The sequence below is a fragment of the Streptococcus parasanguinis ATCC 15912 genome, assembly GCF_000164675.2.
Lineage (GTDB): Bacteria > Bacillota > Bacilli > Lactobacillales > Streptococcaceae > Streptococcus > Streptococcus parasanguinis.
Window position 1 is genome coordinate 2,134,501 of record NC_015678.1, and the last position, 19,152, is coordinate 2,153,652.

16 protein-coding genes are annotated in these 19,152 nt (G+C 40.0%); 15 read left to right on the top strand and 1 reads right to left on the bottom strand.

Translation table 11 applies throughout. From position 1 onward, the window contains the following. Positions 1–11 precede the first annotated feature (11 nt). Entirely contained in the window at positions 12–1,409 is a 1,398-nt protein-coding gene (locus tag HMPREF0833_RS10065; protein WP_003018158.1) for a cell division site-positioning protein MapZ family protein, read from the top strand. A 229-nt stretch (positions 1,410–1,638) separates the two neighbouring features. On the opposite strand, the gene HMPREF0833_RS10070 is transcribed toward HMPREF0833_RS10065, so the two are convergent. Further along, positions 1,639–2,121, bottom strand: a complete 483-nt coding sequence (locus HMPREF0833_RS10070; RefSeq protein ID WP_003018075.1) for an S-ribosylhomocysteine lyase — start codon at positions 2,119–2,121, stop codon at positions 1,639–1,641. Between the two features lie 244 nt (positions 2,122–2,365). On the opposite strand from HMPREF0833_RS10070, the gene HMPREF0833_RS10075 reads away from it, so the two are divergent. The 14 genes from HMPREF0833_RS10075 to HMPREF0833_RS10140 all read left to right on the top strand — a co-directional run bounded on the left by HMPREF0833_RS10075 (position 2,366) and on the right by HMPREF0833_RS10140 (position 19,119). Further along, a complete protein-coding gene (locus tag HMPREF0833_RS10075; protein ID WP_013904758.1) occupies positions 2,366–3,973 on the top strand; it encodes a ribonuclease Y in 1,608 nt (535 codons plus the stop codon). A 107-nt stretch (positions 3,974–4,080) separates the two neighbouring features. After that, the gene (gmk, locus tag HMPREF0833_RS10080) at positions 4,081–4,713 is read left to right on the top strand and encodes a guanylate kinase (RefSeq protein WP_013904759.1); all 633 of its coding nucleotides are present in this window, start codon (positions 4,081–4,083) and stop codon (positions 4,711–4,713) included. Positions 4,714–4,738: 25 nt separating this feature from the next. Next, positions 4,739–5,053, top strand: coding sequence for a DNA-directed RNA polymerase subunit omega (gene rpoZ, locus HMPREF0833_RS10085; protein ID WP_003018070.1), 315 nt, complete (start codon positions 4,739–4,741; stop codon positions 5,051–5,053). Between the two features lie 121 nt (positions 5,054–5,174). After that, positions 5,175–7,526, top strand: coding sequence for a primosomal protein N' (locus HMPREF0833_RS10090; protein ID WP_049784415.1), 2,352 nt, complete (start codon positions 5,175–5,177; stop codon positions 7,524–7,526). Between the two features lie 10 nt (positions 7,527–7,536). Then, positions 7,537–8,472 carry a methionyl-tRNA formyltransferase gene (fmt, locus tag HMPREF0833_RS10095; RefSeq protein ID WP_003018099.1) on the top strand — a complete coding sequence of 312 codons (936 nt, stop codon included), beginning with the start codon at positions 7,537–7,539 and terminating at the stop codon, positions 8,470–8,472. Next, entirely contained in the window at positions 8,462–9,775 is a 1,314-nt protein-coding gene (gene rsmB, locus HMPREF0833_RS10100; RefSeq protein WP_003018094.1) for a 16S rRNA (cytosine(967)-C(5))-methyltransferase RsmB, read from the top strand. Before fmt ends, rsmB begins: the two co-directional genes overlap by 11 nt. 21 nt (positions 9,776–9,796) lie before the next feature. Further along, complete coding sequence (locus tag HMPREF0833_RS10105; RefSeq protein ID WP_003018086.1) at positions 9,797–10,537, top strand: Stp1/IreP family PP2C-type Ser/Thr phosphatase; 741 nt, start codon at positions 9,797–9,799, stop codon at positions 10,535–10,537. Continuing rightward, a complete protein-coding gene (pknB, locus tag HMPREF0833_RS10110; protein ID WP_013904762.1) occupies positions 10,534–12,402 on the top strand; it encodes a Stk1 family PASTA domain-containing Ser/Thr kinase in 1,869 nt (622 codons plus the stop codon). The genes HMPREF0833_RS10105 and pknB overlap by 4 nt, the downstream gene beginning before the upstream one ends. A 602-nt stretch (positions 12,403–13,004) precedes the next feature. Then, on the top strand, positions 13,005–14,795 hold the full coding sequence (locus HMPREF0833_RS10115; RefSeq protein WP_041818462.1) for a CAP domain-containing protein: 1,791 nt from the start codon (positions 13,005–13,007) through the stop codon (positions 14,793–14,795). 174 nt (positions 14,796–14,969) lie between these two features. Next, positions 14,970–15,665 carry a cell wall-active antibiotics response protein LiaF gene (gene liaF / locus HMPREF0833_RS10120; RefSeq protein WP_013904764.1) on the top strand — a complete coding sequence of 232 codons (696 nt, stop codon included), beginning with the start codon at positions 14,970–14,972 and terminating at the stop codon, positions 15,663–15,665. Beyond that, entirely contained in the window at positions 15,662–16,678 is a 1,017-nt protein-coding gene (locus HMPREF0833_RS10125) for an envelope stress sensor histidine kinase LiaS (RefSeq protein ID WP_013904765.1), read from the top strand. Before liaF ends, HMPREF0833_RS10125 begins: the two co-directional genes overlap by 4 nt. Then, on the top strand, positions 16,675–17,307 hold the full coding sequence (locus HMPREF0833_RS10130) for a response regulator transcription factor (protein WP_013904766.1): 633 nt from the start codon (positions 16,675–16,677) through the stop codon (positions 17,305–17,307). Before HMPREF0833_RS10125 ends, HMPREF0833_RS10130 begins: the two co-directional genes overlap by 4 nt. Positions 17,308–17,351: 44 nt before the next feature. Beyond that, a complete protein-coding gene (locus HMPREF0833_RS10135; RefSeq protein ID WP_013904767.1) occupies positions 17,352–18,752 on the top strand; it encodes a Cof-type HAD-IIB family hydrolase in 1,401 nt (466 codons plus the stop codon). Between the two features lies 1 nt (position 18,753). After that, complete coding sequence (locus HMPREF0833_RS10140) at positions 18,754–19,119, top strand: S1 RNA-binding domain-containing protein (protein ID WP_003018098.1); 366 nt, start codon at positions 18,754–18,756, stop codon at positions 19,117–19,119. The last annotated feature ends 33 nt before the right edge of the window (positions 19,120–19,152 follow it).

Consider the following 19,152-nt stretch of genomic DNA (forward strand, 5'->3'; position numbering starts at 1 on the left):
AAAGGATTCTTATGACAGAGAAGGACAAGAAAGCATTAGAGCAAGAAACGGAATCGATTTTAGATTTTGAAGATGCCAAAGAGATGACGATCGGGCAGGCCAATCGAAAGGCAGAAGAAATCGAAGCAGGTGTGACAGAAGGTGATAATGTCTTAGATAAATACATCAAACAACACCGAGCGGAAATCGAAGCGGATAAATATGATACAAAGATGTTGGCCAAAGAAGAATTGGAGAAAGCTGAAGAGTTGGCAGCTTCAGAAACAGTTGCTGAAGTGGCTGAAGCAGTGGAGGCACCGGAAGTAACGGAAACGGTCTTGGAACAAAGACCTGAAATGGATGCTATCTCAACAGAGTTACCAGCTAAGATTAAATTTGGCCCTACATCAACCGAACCAATTGAAGAAGCAGAGGACCTTCCTGAGGAAATTCCAAGCAATGCGGGTAAACGAATCAAAACGGTTCTATACTCTGTATTAGGTCTTGCGATTGTCGGTTCGGCCATTTTTGTGACCTATAACTGGATGCATAGTCGTGGAACATCTGGTGGTACTACAGTTGTATCGTCTTCATCTAGCAAGTCATCTTCTACTTCTAAATCAAGTAGCAGTGAAACACAAGCTCAAAAACTAGAAGAGTTTACCAAAGCCTATGATGCCTTTTTTGTAGATAAATCAAAAAGTGGTCTTAAAAATGATAAATTCGGAGACTTGGAAAATCTGAAGAAACTGCTGGACAAATTAGAAGGAAGCAGTGATTATAATACTGCTAAAACAAAATATGAAGACCTTGTGAAGCAAGTTTCTGCCATTCAAAAAGTGAATTCTCAATTTAGTTCCCCTGTCATCAAAGATGGAGTTCTTGATGCAAATGCCAAAGCAAAAAGTGATGCTACGTTTGCAGAAACAAAGACAGGCAATGAAAAATTAGATAGCTTATTGAATGAGGCAGTTGCGCAAGGACGTTCACAACAGGTTGCGACACCGGCCCCAGTGACAGGAACAGGTGGTACAGAAGCTTCGAATGCAACTCCAGCTCCAGCTGTAAATGCTACTACAAGTGGTGCAGGAACTGCAAGTCCAGGTTATTCAGGCTATGGTCTTCCAAGCGATGGTGTTCCACTACAGCGGAACTTGAGTCGTGTGCCGTATAACCAAGCAGCTATCAATGATGTCAATAATCCGGCTTGGGTATTTGGTGATGGTATCCTTGAAAAAGTATTGAACATTGCTCGTAAACGTGGGCATATCACTGGCAATCAATACATTTTAGAGCGTGTCAATATCATTAATGGTAATGGCTATTACAACCTCTTCAAACCAGATGGAACCTATCTCTTTAGTATCAATGCCAAGACTGGTTATTTCGTAGGAAACGGAAAAGGTCATTCAGATGCTCTGGATTATTAATGTATGAGTAGACATACCATTTTGGGGAAAGATTACAATAGAAAAGAGAGTGGGACAGAAATCGGTAATTCGTTAGAATTCGATTTCTGTCCCACCTCCGCACAGTTGAGTAGGGCTGTAAAAGCTGATGAAATCAGTGTAGTAGAGCCCACTCAACCACTGCGTCTTGCTCGACAATCCAAAAATAATTGAGAGGCTAGGACTTTTGTCCCAGCCTCTTTTCTGAGTATTAAACAAGATGGCGTTCAAATGGATCATCAGAGATTCCTTGATCTAGAATCAAGCGACACCATTCTTTAGCTGAGAAGAGACTGTGATCCTTGTAATTTCCACAAGACTCAATGGTTGTACCTGGAACGTTCTCCCAAGTACTGACAGATGCAATTTCTTCCAAAGAGTCTTTGATCACTTTAGCAATTTCATTACTAGAATGTTGCCCCCACATGATCATATGAAAACCGGTGCGACAACCAAATGGTGAACAATCAATCATACCATCGATGCGTTTGCGAATAAGCATTGCAAGAAGGTGCTCGATCGTGTGGAGCCCTGCAGTTGGAATCGCATTTTCATTGGGTTGCACTAAGCGAATATCAAAGTTGGAGATGATGTCTCCTTTGGGTCCAGTTTCCTCACCAATCAAGCGTACATAGGGAGCCTTCACAGCTGTGTGGTCCAATTCAAAACTTTCAACAATTACTTCTTTTGTCATACTCTATTCCTTCTTTGTTTTTCTTGATTATAGCATAAAAAGCAATTTCAACAAAGTAGAAATAGATGAATTTTTCTGAGCAGTTTTTAAAGAATAAGAGGGTTGAAATTAGAAGAAAGAAACAAGAATTTAGCAAAAATATAATAGGTTAATCTTGTTTTTTTAGATTGTTAAATTTAGTAATTTATGGTAAAATGTAAAAGAATTTTTAATTCAACTAATTAAATAGATTTGGGGTAAAAGCATGAATTTTGTTATTACAGGTGTTTTTGCCGCGGTCATTGGTTTAGTCATTGGATATGTGGGAACTGCACTTAAAATGAAAGCTTCAAAAGAAGCTGCGGAACTCACCCTTTTGAATGCTGAACAAGAAGCAACGAATTTACGTGGACAGGCTGAACGTGAAGCTGATTTGATTTTAAAAGAGGCAAAGCATGAATCAAGTTCACTTAAAAAAGAAGCACTTTTGGAGGCAAAGGAAGAAGCCAGAAAATATCGTGAAGAGGTCGATGCTGAGTTTAAGTCAGAACGACAAGAATTGAAGCAATTAGAAAGCCGTTTGGCAGAACGCGCTAGCAATCTTGATCGTAAAGACGACATTTTAACAAGCAAAGAACAGTCTCTTGAACACAAAGAGCAAAGTCTTACAGATAGAACTAAACACATTGATACGCGTGAACAACAGCTGGAAGAGCTTGAACACAAGAAAGTAGAGGAACTGGAACGTGTCGCTGCTCTAAGTCAAGGAGAAGCGCGTGACATTATTTTGAATCAGAAGGAAGAGCAACTTTCAAAAGAAATTGCCTCACGGATTCGTGATGCTGAATTGGAAGTGAAAGAACGTTCTGATAAAATCGCAAAAGACATTCTTGTCCAAGCCATGCAGCGAATGGCGGGTGATTTTGTTGCTGAGCAAACAAATTCAACGGTTCATTTGCCAGACGATAGTATGAAGGGTCGGATTATCGGTCGTGAAGGGCGCAATATTCGTACCTTTGAGAGCTTGACGGGTGTCGATGTGATTATCGATGATACGCCAGAGGTGGTGACCTTGTCAGGGTTTGATCCGATTCGTCGTGAAATTGCCCGTATGACAATGGAGAGCCTTCTCAAAGATGGTAGGATCCATCCAGCTCGTATTGAAGAGCTGGTTGAGAAGAATCGTCAGGAAATTGACAACCGGATTCGTGAATACGGTGAGGCGGCTGCCTATGAAATTGGTGCGCCAAACCTCCATCCAGATTTGATGAAAATCATGGGACGGTTGCAATTCCGGACTTCTTATGGTCAAAACGTCTTGCGTCACTCCATTGAAGTTGCCAAACTTTCTGGTATTATTGCTAGCGAGTTGGGTGAAAATGCTACCTTGGCACGACGTGCAGGTTTCTTACATGATATCGGTAAAGCGATTGACCGTGAGGTTGAAGGAAGTCACGTTGAGATTGGGACGGAATTGGCACGGAAGTACAAGGAACACCCAGTGGTTGTCAATACTATTGCCAGTCACCATGGTGATGTGGAACCCGAAAGTGTCATCGCAGTCATTGTCGCTGCAGCGGATGCCTTGAGTGCGGCTCGACCTGGGGCACGAAGTGAGTCACTTGAAAGCTACATCAAACGCTTGCAAGATCTTGAAGAAATTGCAAATAGTTTTGAAGGAGTTAAGACAAGTTTTGCCCTTCAAGCGGGTCGTGAAATCCGCATTATGGTTAGTCCTGAGGCAATTAAGGATGATAAAGTGACGATCTTAGCTCATGATATTCGTGAGAAGATCGAATCCAATCTTGAATATCCTGGAAACATTAAAGTTACGGTTATTCGAGAATTGCGCGCAGTTGATTATGCAAAATAATCAAAAAGCTTGAGATGGAGCATCTTGAGCTTTTTGTTTTAAAAAAATCAGTTGAAAATTAGGTCAATTTTTGTTACACTAGATAGAAAGACATTGAAGGAGATATCATGGCGGATCGTGGCTTATTAATCGTATTTTCTGGCCCTTCGGGGGTTGGAAAAGGTACGGTCAGACGAGAAATTTTTGAAAACTCAGATAATCAGTTTCAATACTCTGTATCGATGACAACGCGTGCGCAACGTCCAGGTGAAGTGGATGGTGTCGACTATTTTTTCCGTACACGTGAAGAATTTGAAGATTTAATCCGTCAAGGACAAATGTTAGAATATGCTGAGTACGTTGGGAATTACTATGGAACTCCTCTGACTTATGTGAATGAAACCTTGGACAAAGGAATTGATGTATTCCTTGAAATTGAAGTTCAAGGTGCGCTCCAAGTGAAGAAGAAAGTACCCGATGCAGTTTTTATCTTCTTAACACCACCTGATTTGGATGAATTGCAAGATCGATTGGTGGGACGTGGAACAGATAGTGCAGAAGTGATTGCGCAACGGATTGAGAAAGCCAAAGAAGAAATCGCTATGATGCGTGAATATGACTACGCGATTGTTAATGATGAAGTCCCTCTTGCAGCTGAGCGTGTGAAGCGTGTGATCGAAGCTGAGCACTTCCGTGTAGATCGTGTTATTGGTCATTATCTGGATATGTTACCTAAAACACAGACAATTGTGACGAGATAAATAATTAGAAAATAGGTGTAGGAATATGATGTTAAAACCTTCTATTGATACGTTGCTTGACAAAGTACCATCCAAATATTCATTGGTCATTCTTGAGGCGAAACGGGCACATGAATTGGAAAGTGGTGCAGTTCCAACTCAAGAATTTAAATCAGTGAAATCAACATTACAAGCGCTTGAAGAAATCGAGTCGGGCAATGTGGTTGTTCACCCTGACCCAGAAGCAAAACGTGAAGCTCTTCGCCGACGTAGTGAAGCTGAGCGGATTCGTAAAGAAGAAGAGGAGCGCAAAATTAAGGAACAAATTGCCAAAGAAAAAGAAGATGGTGAAAAAATTTAAGGTTGGGAGCTTCTCAATCTTATTTTTTGCTATTTAAAGGGTTCCGTGATAAAGTAAAGCACATATAATAGAGGCTGGAGGTGAAAAAGTGATCGCAAAAGTAATCGTAGATGTACCATTGATGCAGACGGATAAACCCTATTCTTACCAGATTCCATCAGAATTTGAGGATATGATAGAGGCGGGAATACGAGTCCATGTGCCCTTTGGTAAAGCCAATCGATTGATTCAGGGAATTGTGATCGAAGTATTAGAAGTTATCGATACTACAGAGGAATTGAAGGCGATTGTAGAAGTCTTAGACTACACACCTGTCTTAAACAAAGAACAGTTCTGGTTGGCAGATCAATTGCGAAAAAGTGTTTTTTCATATAAGATAACAATTTTAAAAACCATGCTTCCCTCTCTCCTCAATTCCAGTTACGACAAGATTTTGTATCCTCAGCCGTCATTGGATCTAGCAACCAAAGTGAAGCTTTTTGGTAAAAAAAATGAAGTCGCTTTTTCTTCTTTAGATGTAGCTGATCAAGCTCTGGTTATGCGCTTGGTTAGAAAAGGCGATTTGGTATTAGAATACAAGGCCAAGGATAAGAAACAAATTAAAACAGAAAAATGGTATCGCATTAACCAGGAACGATTAAAAGAACTTCAACCTTCAGCGAGAGCTAAAAAAAGGCTAGCATTGAAAGAACACCTGTTACTAGAGCAAGGGGAGCAACCTTTAGCAGGATTGTATCAGAATTTTTCACGAGAAGTAGTGGCTTATTTTATTGATCAGGGTGTGTTAGAAATTACTGAGCGAGAAGTGAATCGGGCGGCTGCTTATTATGAAGGAAAAGAACAGTCCCAAGCCCTGCTTTTAAATACAGAGCAGTCAAAAGCTGTGGAAACAGTTGTTTCTCAGTTTGGAAAAACATCAAATCCTTTTTTATTAGAAGGAGTGACTGGAAGTGGGAAAACGGAAGTTTATTTGCAGATTATTCAGGAAGTTCTAAATAAGGGGAAAACGGCTATCATGTTGGTCCCTGAGATTTCCCTGACACCACAGATGACAGACCGTTTTATCTCGCGGTTTGGTCAGGAAGTAGCCATTCTACACTCGGGCTTATCAAATGGTGAAAAGTACGATCAATGGCGGAAAGTTGAACGTGGGGAGGCCAGGGTAGTCGTGGGAGCACGCTCAGCAATCTTTGCTCCTTTAAAAAACATAGGAGCCATCATTATTGATGAGGAGCACGAGGCTTCCTACAAACAAGATAGTAACCCACGCTACCACGCAAGGGAAGTCGCAGTCTTAAGGGCTCAGTACAATCAAGCAGTCTTGCTTCTTGGATCTGCCACACCAAGTCTAGAATCGCGGGCTCGTGCAACAAAAGGGGTTTATGAATTAATTCGTCTAACCCAGCGGGCCAATCCGGCAGCCAAAATTCCAGAAGTTAAAGTTGTTGATTTCCGTGATTATATTGGCCAAAATGAAGCTGGTAACTTCACTCCTGTTCTAGTGGAAGCTATTGCTGAACACTTGCAGAAAAAAGAGCAGATTGTCTTGATGTTGAACCGCCGTGGTTATTCCAGCTTTGTTATGTGTCGCGAGTGTGGGACTGTGGATACTTGTCCTAATTGTGACATCTCTTTGACCCTCCATATGGATACCAAAACTATGAATTGCCATTATTGTGGTTATAGTAAGGCAATTCCTCGACACTGTCCAAATTGCCAAAGTCCTTCCATTCGTTATTACGGAACAGGAACGCAAAAAGCCTATGATGAATTACAAGAGATCTTTCCTGAGGCTAAAATTTTGCGCATGGATGTGGATACCACCCGAAAAAAAGGGAGCCACGCAGCAATATTAGATGCTTTCGGGAATGGAGAAGCGGATATTTTGTTAGGGACGCAAATGATTGCTAAGGGGCTGGATTTTCCAAATGTGACGTTAGTGGGTGTCTTGAATGCGGATACTTCTTTAAATTTACCGGATTATCGATCCTCAGAGCGAACCTTTCAGCTTTTGACTCAGGTGGCAGGAAGGGCCGGACGAGCAGAGAAAGAAGGAGAAGTCATCATTCAGAGCTACAACCCCAATCATTATGCAATCCGGTTTGCTAAAGACCAAGATTATGAAGGCTTTTTTGCCTATGAAATGCAGATTCGCCGGCAGTTGGGCTATACACCGTATTACTTCACAGTTGGGTTAACCCTGTCGCATAAGAGTGAGGAAATTGTGATGGAGAAGTCACATCAGGTTATGGAAATCCTCCGTTCTGGCTTATCCGATCAGGTCCAAATCTTAGGACCAACTCCTAAACCAATTGCACGTACACATAATTTGTATCATTATCAAATTATTGTGAAGTATCGTTTCGAAGAAGGTATGACACAGGTATTGAATCAAATCTTAGAATTTACCCAAGAAAAAGGGAATAAAGATCTGCGTCTGAGTATTGATAATGAACCTCAAAGTTTCATGTAAGGAAGAAAAAATGACAAAATTAATTTTTATGGGAACACCTGATTTTTCAGCGACCGTTTTAAAGGGCTTGTTAGCAGATTCGCGTTATGAAATTCTAGCAGTTGTGACGCAACCAGACCGCAAAGTAGGTCGCAAAAAGGAGATTCGAATGACCCCAGTGAAGCAGGTAGCTTTGGAACATCAACTACCGGTTCTTCAGCCGGAGAAATTATCGGGTAGTCCAGAAATGGAAACTCTCTTATCACTAGATGCAGATGGAATTGTGACCGCTGCTTTTGGACAATTTTTACCGACAAAATTGTTGGAGAACTTCCAATTTGCGGTGAATGTCCACGCGTCTTTATTGCCTAAATATAGAGGTGGAGCTCCCATTCACTATGCTCTTATCAATGGTGATGAAGAAGCTGGGGTTACAATTATGGAAATGGTCAAGGAAATGGACGCTGGAGACATGATTGCAGCTCGTTCTCTACCAATTTTAGATGAGGACAATGTAGGAACCTTGTTTGAAAAATTGGCTGTCCTTGGACGTGACTTACTCCTAGATACTTTGCCAGCTTACCTGGCAGGGGAGATCAAGTCAAGTCCACAAGATCCAAATTTGGTCACATTTTCACCGAATATTTTGCCGGAAGAAGAGGTTTTGGACTGGACCAAAACCAACCGCCAAGTCTTTAATCAGATTCGAGGGATGAATCCTTGGCCGGTGGCTCATACGTTATTAAATGGTCAACGCTTTAAAGTCTACGAAGCAGAGCTATGCGAAGGAAATGGAAATCCTGGAGAAGTGATTGGTTTGAGCAAAAAAGAGTTGCTGGTAGCTGCTGGAGAAGGTTCACTGTCCCTTAAAGTTGTGCAACCAGCAGGAAAACCTAAAATGTCCATCACAGACTTTTTGAATGGCGCGGGTCGTCAATTGAAATTAGGAGATCGCTTTGGAAGTTAAACAAATGAATGCGCGTGAACAGATCGTTCGAGTCTTGGAAGAAGTCTTTGAACACGGGGCTTATTCCAATATTGCCTTGAAAAAAACGCTAGAACATTCCCAGCTTTCGGATAAGGATAGAAGCTTTGTTACGGAAGTTGTTTACGGTACAGTAGCACGGAAAATAACGCTCGAATGGTATCTCTCTCACGTGATCGAAGATCGGACAAAATTGGATCCATGGGTCTATTATCTCTTAATGATGAGTTTGTATCAACTCGTCTATTTAGACCGAATTCCCGATCATGCCATCGTCAATGAAGCCGTTCGGATAGCAAAAAGCCGTAAAGAAGGCAGTGAGAAGTTTGTCAATGCTATTCTTAGAAAGCTTCTCCGCGAGGGACTACCAGCTGTTGATACGATCAAGCGAAAGAACAAACGTTATTCGGTGCAGTATTCCCTACCTGTATGGTTGGTTAAAGCATTGATCGAAGAATATGGTGAAGAACGTGCTTGTGCTATTTTTAAAAGTCTTTATCAGCGTAATAAATCCAGTATTCGTGTCGTTGATCTGAGTGAAAAAGAAAAACTCGCTCAGGAGTTGGAAGCAAGTGCATCCCTCATTGCTTCTTCTGCCCTCGTGAAAGATCAGGGACATTTTGCGGCGCACTCCTTGTTTAAAGAGGGCCGGATCACCATTCAAGATGAATCTAGTCAATTGGTGGCACCGGCCTTGGATTTACAAGGCGATGAATGGGTTTTAGATGCCTGTGCGGCACCAGGTGGAAAGACGACTCACATCGCTTCTTTTCTTACAACTGGGAAAGTTACAGCCTTAGATCTGTATGATCATAAACTGAAATTAATTCAAGAAAATGCCAATCGGCTTCATGTTGCAGATAAAATTTTGACAAAGAAGTTAGATGCGACAAGAGTTTTTGAAACATTTGGACCAGATGCATTCGATAAAGTATTGGTGGATGCACCCTGTTCTGGGATTGGACTGATACGGAGAAAGCCGGATATCAAGTACAATAAAGAGAGTGTAGATTTTGTCTCTTTACAAGCCATTCAATTAGCAATTCTGGATAGTGTTTGTCAAAGTGTGCGTAAAGGTGGTATAATAGTGTACAGTACGTGTACAATTATAGGGAAAGAAAATTTTGAAGTGGTTGATCGTTTTTTAAAAAGTCACCCAAATTTTGAACAAGTCCCATTGGATCACAAAAGAAAAGATATTCTTGAAAATAACTGTATTCTGATTACACCTGAATTGTATGAAAGTGATGGCTTCTTTATCAGTTGTTTTAAGAGAATTTTATAACATCAGGAGGGAACTGACAGTATGGATATTTCTATCTTAACCGATGTAGGTCAAAGACGGACAAATAACCAAGACTATGCAAATCAATATAAAAATAAGGCTGGGAAATCTATGATTTTTCTCGCTGACGGTATGGGAGGACACCGTGCCGGTAATATTGCTAGTGAAATGGCAGTCACAGATCTGGGTGCTGCTTGGGTTTCTTCTGAAATTGAAACAGTGAATCAAGTACGTGAATGGTTTGCAAATCATTTAGAGGATGTGAATCGTCGGATTCATTTAGCAGGTCAAGATGACGAACACAAAGGTATGGGAACCACACTAGAGGCCTTGGCTTTCGTGGAAGGACAAGTGATTTATGCTCATGTTGGAGACTCTCGAATTGGCCTTATTCGCCACGGTGAATACCGGCAATTGACAAGTGATCATTCTCTTGTAAATGCTCTTTTACGTGCTGGTCAAATTACAGAGGAAGAGGCTGCTCATCATCCTCAGCGAAATATCATCACTCAGTCTATTGGTCAAAAGGATGAGCTTGAGCCAGATTATGGCTTGGTCACAGTTGAAGCAGATGATTATATTTTGATCAATAGTGATGGATTAACCAATATGCTTGGTCCAGATGAAATCAGAGATATTGTTTTGAGTGATGTTTCACTGGAAGAAAAGGCTAAAACCTTGATTCGTTTTGCCAATAATGCTGGAGGGTTGGATAATATTACTGTTGTATTGCTCCACTTTAATGAGGAGGACGCAGCATGATTCAAATCGGCAAAATTTTTGCCGGGCGATATAAAATCATCCAACAAATTGGGCGCGGCGGGATGGCAGATGTTTATCTTGCGCGTGATTTGATTTTAGATGGTGAAGAAGTTGCAGTCAAGGTACTGCGTACGAATTATCAGACGGATCCCATTGCAGTTGCTCGTTTTCAGCGGGAAGCAAAAGCGATGGCGGAACTGGACCATCCAAATATCGTTCGGATTACAGACATTGGCGAAGAAGAAGGGCAACAATACCTTGCAATGGAATATGTTGCAGGTTTAGACTTGAAACGCTATATCAAAGAAAATGCACCTTTATCAAATGAAGAAGCGGTTCGTTTGATGGGACAGATTCTCCTTGCTATGCGTCTAGCCCATACGCGTGGCATTATCCATAGAGATTTAAAACCACAGAATGTCCTCTTGACTCCGGATGGGACTGCAAAAGTTTCAGACTTTGGGATTGCAGTGGCCTTTGCAGAGACAAGCTTGACCCAGACCAACTCTATGTTAGGATCAGTCCATTATTTGTCACCTGAGCAGGCACGGGGATCGAAAGCTACGGTTCAAAGTGACATTTACGCTATGGGAATTATTTTCTATGAGATGTTGACTGGACACATTCCTTATGATGGGGATAGTGCGGTTACGATTGCACTGCAACATTTCCAAAAACCTCTTCCCTCTATTCGTGAAGAAAATAAGAATGTTCCGCAAGCTTTAGAAAATGTTGTGATCAAAGCGACGGCTAAGAAGCTGACGGACCGTTATAAGTCAGTAGCAGAGATGTATGTAGATCTTTCAAGCTGCCTGTCTTATGAGAGGAGAAATGAGAAAAAGCTGGTTTTTGAAGATCAAACAAAGGCTGATACAAAAACTCTTCCGAAAGTGAGTCCGACTCCAAAGACCGCTCCAGTTCCAATCTCTGAGGTGCGCAGTGAAATCAGTTCGGTGGATCCAAAACGGCCATTATCCAACCAGCAGGTCGTGGCACCAAATAAAAAGCCAAGAAGACGCTTACGTGCACGTTATAAAGTATTGTTTGTTGCAATCGCGCTAGTTCTTGCTGCCTTTACCTTCTTGTTGTATATGAGTCCAGCCAATAAAACAGTTCCGGATGTTTCTGGTAAGACTATTGCTGAGGCCAGAGCGATTATCGAAGGTCAAGATCTTCAAGTTGGTGAAGAAAAGGAAGAATATAGTGATACTGTTGCGGAAGGCTATGTCATTCGAACTAATCCAAATGCGGGAGCTCAAAAGAGGGAACAAAGTCGAATTGATTTGATTGTTTCAAAGGGACCAAATAGCTTTGAAATGCCAAATTATGTAGGAGAAACGAGGGCAAAAGCAGAGGATGATCTGAAAAATACTTATAAAGTGTCAAGTAAGATGATCAGTATAGAGGAAGTTGAAACTTTTGACTATGATCCTGGGACGGTTATTGAGCAAACACCGGCAGCAGGTGAGCAATATTCTTTGAATTCAAAAACTAAGATTGTATTAAAAGTAGCAAAAGAAACAACTTCAATTGAAATGCCAAACTATATTGGATCAACCTATGATTTCGCACGTAGCAATTTGATTGAAATATATGACATCAAGGAAGCCAATATTGAATTAAGAAAAACGGACCATCTTCCTGATGGGGTTGTTGTTTCTGCAGGGCAAATTGTGAGTCAAACTCCTGAGGCATCTAATACAGTGGATATTAATCGGACCAGAATTATATTGACAGTGTATGAGCCTAAAGTGACTTCTTCTTCAAGTACGAAAGCTTCTTCAAGTTCAGAAACGTCTAGTTCGTCTTCATCAGATCGAAAGGATACCGATAGTTCAAGTAGTAGTGCAGCAGATGATGATTAGGAAATTGATTGCAAGAAAAAGTTAGGTAAAAACTCAATCTGAGAAAATAGGTCCATAAATATTTCCATAATAAAACGCATAATATCAGTATATATAGATACCTGATATTATGCGTTTTATAGTTTCAAACACATTTTGTTTGCCCTTCTATTCTTACCTGTTTTTATTTTCACGTCGTGATTTTTATATTTCACCTAAGAGGGAAAATATTTGAGTTTTATAATATTGATTTTTCAGAAAGGTAATATGGATTTTTATAAAAATCTTAATAATACAGCATTTAAACTATTTTTTCATGGAGTTAAGCTAGTGAATGTAATTTAATTTGAGAATAAAAATAATTGAATATCAAACCATTTGCTTTTTATTATGAATCTATGCTACAATCTGCATGAGAGGAAATCAAAGATTGAAAAGCCGGTCGGAACTAATTTAATAGAGAGTTATTTCTTCAGAAAATTTCTATCCATTATTTGAATAGGCCTTACCAACTAGTGGAAAGAAATAGTACTCGCTAAGATAGAATTGGAAAGAACGACTATTGAATATGTACATATGCTTGATGTAACTTTCATATATACTTCCAAATGGAGATTATTAAAATGGACAGAAATTATAGAATGCTGAGCCGATCGATTTTAGCAATGGCTGTGATTGCTCCAGCATTTATAGCAACAAAAGTAGCTGCAGATAATAGAGGGTGGAATACCAACTTCTACAATACAAACTATTATGGCAATGGTTACAATAATTGGGACGGCTATAATGGTTATAATTCATGGACCTATGGTTATGGCTATGGATATCCAAGTTGGAACTATTATTATGGCTATAATGACTATAACTACAATTATAATAACTGGAATAATTACTATGGTTATAACAATCTAGTTCGTGACAAAAACTACATTTATTGGAATGGTAATCATTATTATCGGATGAGTGATGGAACTTACCGGATCTACCGCAATGGTGAGTGGAAGCCTCTAACTAATCGGAATAACTCTACTAATAACCTTGCCAATGACCCTCATTATGTATATGAAAATGGCTACCATTATTATGTATTAGATAATGGGGATTATTATTACTATAAAAATGGTAAATGGGTATTTGTGAAGAATTCGACGGAAAATCCTGATACTCCTGATCCAGTTCCTACACCGACTCCTGATCCAACTCCAACACCTGACGAGCCAGATCCAAGCAATAAACCCGATCAACCAGTCAACCCATCAGAACCATCTACACCAGAAGATCACGGGAACTTGATCTTCCCAGAAAATCCTCCATTTGTAGGAGCAGATGGAGAGTTTGATCCTTTCGCACCAACCCCAGAAAATCCAAGTGAACCAAAACCAGAAGAACCGGTGCAACCTGAAGTCCCAGGAAATGATGGTTTGGTATCATCAGATCAGCCTAGTGAAAACCAAATTCCTCCATATGTTGAGACACCAGCAGAAGGATTAGAACATCTTCCATGGGCTCCGAATGGACGAGCACCTAAGATAGTCTATCCTCCTGGTAAACCTGGATCAGCAGCTTTGCGTCGTGATAAGAACTACTACTTTGACGGTTCGACTCACTATTACTATGTTCCATCTGATACAGAAGCAACTGGTTACTCTGCTTATTGGAAATGGAACGGAGACAAATGGAAACTTTATGGAATGACAGATCCAAAAGATCCTGAGATCGATCCAAAATTCCACGAAGATGCCAAAGATGATGAATATGCTTATAGCGATCGTGACTCAAGCGTGAAGCTCTATTCTACAAATCTTGTAGAAACAGCTAAAGCAGGTCAAGCTCTTCCATTTAAGAATGTGGATGAATTTAAGGACTATGTCATTAAGAAAATGAATCCTAAATTTATTGACAATGCTGGCTGGGATGCCAAAGTAGAATGGGAAATCGAGGACCCAGAACTCTTTGAGCAATCTAAAGAAAACCCATGGGCTAAAGACTATGTTTTAATCGCTAACTTGAAGAGTGGAGTAGATGACAAGAACTACAAAGATGTTGAGTTTGGCTATGTGAAATTCGTTTATCGTGTAGAAGCGACAGACAATACAAACTATATCGAGTTAGATAAAGCGAAAGAAGCTTTTGCTAAGATTAACGAATTGCGAAAAGCACAAGGCTTAAAAGAATTGACTTGGTCAGATGATGTCTACAACTCACGTGCCTTACCAAAAGCCCATACTATTTCACGTCAGTACGATAGCACAGGTTTTGTAGCTCGCCGTGAAGACAATGCAACAACAGTCGTAACGAAATGGTATAACAGTGGATTGAGAGAATTAATGCTCGATCCAAATGCCACAGAAGGTGCGGTAGCAGCAGTCATCAATGGCGACGGTAACTATTACTGGGCATTCATGTATAAATAATGCCTCTAGACAACCGTTATCGGAAAGAACTTATTTAATAACAATTCATTCCGATACCAAGGACACCCAAAGGATTTCTATCTTTTGGGTGTTTTTTCTCTCTCCGTATTATCCAACCACAGACGGAAGTCAAATGATAAAAATTTTGATAAAATAAAAAAGATGAGGTAGACTATGTGGAAAATACAAATTTTTATTTTCGTTGAAGCCATTTTGTTAACATTAGCAGCGATCACCATTTTATCAATTGATTTTTACAGATTTGTTGTCTTAATGGTACTTTTCTTGTTGCTTCTGTATTACTATTTTGGCAAACAAAAGGCGAATTTTCTATTAATCGCGCTAAGTGTGCTCTTGTTTTTTATCGTGATGCTGAATCCTTTTGTGATTGCAGCCATTTTATTTGCGGTGGTTTATGGTTTATTGATTGCCTACCCTTATATGTATAAGGAAAATGAAGCCGTTGTGTTTGATGTTGAAGAGGATACGAAAATTCGTCAGGAAAAAACTCGATGGATTGGTGATTTACAACATTTTTCAAAGCAAAGTCGAGGGTATCGAGATCTGAATGTGATCCGAGTTTTTGGGAATGACACCCTCCATTTAGAGGAGGTAGCCATTTGCAATTGGGACAATGTAGTGATCATTCGGAAAGGTTTTGGAAATACAAAAATTATCTTACCGATTGATTTGGAGTTGCATTTACAAATTAACACTCTGTATGGAGATCTGAAGTTTTTGGATCTACCTGTCCGTAAAATGAGGAATGAAACCATAGACATTGAAACGGCACACTATCGGAGATCGCACCGTTCTATAAAAATTGTGTTAGTTGGTATTGTTGGGGATGTTGAGGTGATTCGCGCATGAAGAAATTAGATTATCTCCTATTGTATTTCTATTCCCTAATGGTGGTTGCAGTCATTTGTCATACCATTTTCCATTTTGTTGGTTTTCAGTGGGGCAAACTTCTCTCAGACCTTTCCTTGCTTCAGTCATTCCTATTTATGGTTTTTAGTCTGACGCTTGCATTGACGGCTTTGGTTGTCTTAATTATTAAAATCACGCAATTTGTAACGGTCCATGCAGTACAACAAAAAGTAGAAGCGATCCTATCCGCTTCACAGCGAAAAGAAATTGCCCCCAAAGAATTGAATCAACAGTTAGATTTATTGGACAGCAAATTGCTTCGACTAGAAGAAAATTTACAAAAAAGTGAAAATCGTGTGATCCGAAATGAGGAAGAAATTGTGGAAATCGAGCGTAAGAGAATTGCGCGCGATCTACATGATACGGTTAGTCAAGAATTGTTTGCAGCCAATATGATTTTGTCTGGCGTGGCAGCACAGGCCCTTGAGTTAGAGAAAAGTCAGATTCAGCAACAACTAAATGGTGTATCAGATATTCTAGGTACAGCCCAAAATGATTTACGTGTCTTACTTTTACATCTTCGTCCAACAGAATTGGAAGGAAAAAGTTTAGTAGAAGGTATGGAGATGATTTTTAGAGAATTGAAGGAAAAGAGTAACCTAACAGTTGTCTTTCATCATAATGACGTGAGCATTCCAAAAGATATGGAAGAACATCTGTTTCGGATTGTCCAAGAAATTGTTAGCAATACCTTAAAACACGCTAGAGCTCAACAAATGGATGTCTTTTTGCACCAGGAAGGAAAACAACTTCATTTACGGATGGTAGATGATGGAATCGGCTTTGAGCAGGAAAAATTGGAACGATTGAGTTATGGATTAAAAAATATTCAAGAACGTGTAGAAGACATGGCGGGAACCATTAAAATAAGAACGAGTCCTCAAAAGGGAGTGGCTGTAGATATTCGTGTTCCTCTCCTTGTAAAAGATAAAAATGAAAAGGAAACAGTATGAAAATATTATTAGTAGACGACCATGAAATGGTCCGATTGGGATTGAAAAGCTTTTTGTCCATGCAAACCGATATTGAGCAAGTCTTAGAGGCGCAAAATGGGCAAGAAGGGGTAGAGTTGGCGCTGAAAGAAAGACCAGATGTCATCATCATGGATATTGTGATGCCGGAGTTAAATGGAATCGATGCGACTCTAGCCATCCTAAAAGAGTGGCCGGAAGCTAAAATTGTCATTTTAACGTCTTATTTAGATAACGAAAAGATTTACCCTGTCTTAGATGCCGGTGCAAAAGGGTATATTTTAAAGACCTCGTCAGCAACTGAGATCTTACATGCTGTCCGAAAGGTTGCAAAGGGAGAATTTGCGATTGAGACAGAAGTTAGTCAAAAAGTTGAGTCACGAAAGAACCATGCTGAATTGCATGATGATCTGACTGCTAGAGAACGAGATATTCTGGCTCTACTAACAAAAGGCTATGAAAATCAACGGATAGCAGATGAACTCTTTATTTCTTTAAAAACGGTAAAGACCCATGTCTCCAACATCTTATCGAAACTAGAAGTCAGCGATCGGACGCAAGCTGTCGTCTATGCTTTCCGTCATCATCTGGTGAATCAGGAAGATTTTTAAGTCAAAAAATGCTATAATAGAGCAAGTAAAAGAGGGGGAGATAAGTGGACGCAAAATTACGTTATAAAGCCAAAAAAGTAAAAATAGTCTTTTTTGATATTGATGATACATTACGTGCAAAAGAAACAGGCTTGATTCCTGAATCTGTAAAAGATGTTTTTCATCAGTTGAAAAAGAAGGAAATTTTAACAGGGATTGCAACCGGCAGAGGGATTTTTGGGGTTGTTCCTGAACTAATGGATTTGAAGCCGGATTTTTTAGTCACTTTAAATGGAGCTTATATTGAAGATGCCAAAGGAAATGTGATCTACCAATCACCAATTAATGAAGCAATCGTTTCTTCTTTTGTGGATTGGGCTAAAGAATCTGAGATTGATTATGGGTTGGTCGCTAGTCATCAAGCTACCCTGTCCAATCGGACACCTTTGATCAGTGATGCTATTGACATCATTTATCCGAATTTACCAGTAGATCCGGATCTGCATTTGAAAGAACCAATTTTCCAAATGTGGACCTTTGATGAAGATAATGGTGATTTAGAATTATCGCCTTCCTTACAAGAGGAGTTACGTCTAGTTCCATGGCACCCACATTCATCTGATGTTGTTCGTTTTGATCGATCAAAGGCTTCGGGAGTCTCTCAAGTTGTCCATCATTTGGACTTGAAGCCAGAAAATGTTCTGGTATTCGGTGATGGTTTGAATGATTTAGAACTTTTTGATTATGCTGGAATTAGTATCGCAATGGGGAAGTCTGCTCCAGAGCTACGAGAAAAAGCTGATTATATCACCAAGAATTTAGAAGAAAATGGCATATTCTATGCCTTAGAGGAGTTAAATATGGTTGAAAAAGAATTGACGTTACCACAGTTAGAACTTGCTACGATTGAAGGTCCTATCGCTGTGATCAAAACTAATTATGGTGAGATGAAAATTAAATTGTTCCCGGATCAAGCACCAAAAACTGTTGCAAACTTTGTAGCTCTTGCCAAATCTGGCTATTACGATGGCATCATTTTTCACCGCATTATCAAAGATTTTATGATCCAAGGAGGAGATCCAACTGGTACAGGTATGGGGGGAGAATCCATCTATGGTGACAGCTTCGAAGACGAATTTTCAAAAGAATTGTACAATATTCGTGGAGCACTTTCAATGGCAAATGCTGGACCAAATACGAACGGAAGTCAATTCTTTATTGTACAAAATCAGCATCTTCCATATTCGAAAAAGGAATTGGTTCGCGGTGGCTGGCCTGAAAAAATTGCTGAAATCTATACGACAGAAGGGGGAACTCCTCACTTAGATCAACGTCATACAGTATTTGGTCAATTGATGGATGAATCTTCTTTTGCCGTATTGGATGAGATCGCGGCTGTTGAAACAGGTATGATGGATAAGCCGGTAGAAGATGTCGTGATTGAAACCGTCGAGATTGAGGATTGATATGAAAATTGGAGACAAGTTAGAAGGGACCATTACAGGCATTCAACCTTATGGAGCCTTTGTTGAATTAGAATCGGGTGTCACGAGCTTGATTCATATTTCAGAGATTCGAAGTGGCTATGTTAGTAATATTCATGACATTCTTTCGATTGGGGAGAAGGTCTTTGTACAAGTTATCGATGTTGATGAATATTCAAAGAAAGCCAGCCTTTCTTTGAGAACGCTAGAAGAGACACCACAGCGAACTGTTCGGCATCATCGTTTTTCAAATGACCGCCATAAGAGTGGTTTTGCTCCATTAGCTCAACAAATGCCAACCTGGGTCAAAGAAGGAAAAGTATTTTTTAGCAAGCAAGAGAAAAAATAAAAAACTTCGATAGGTTTATAAACCCTATCGAAG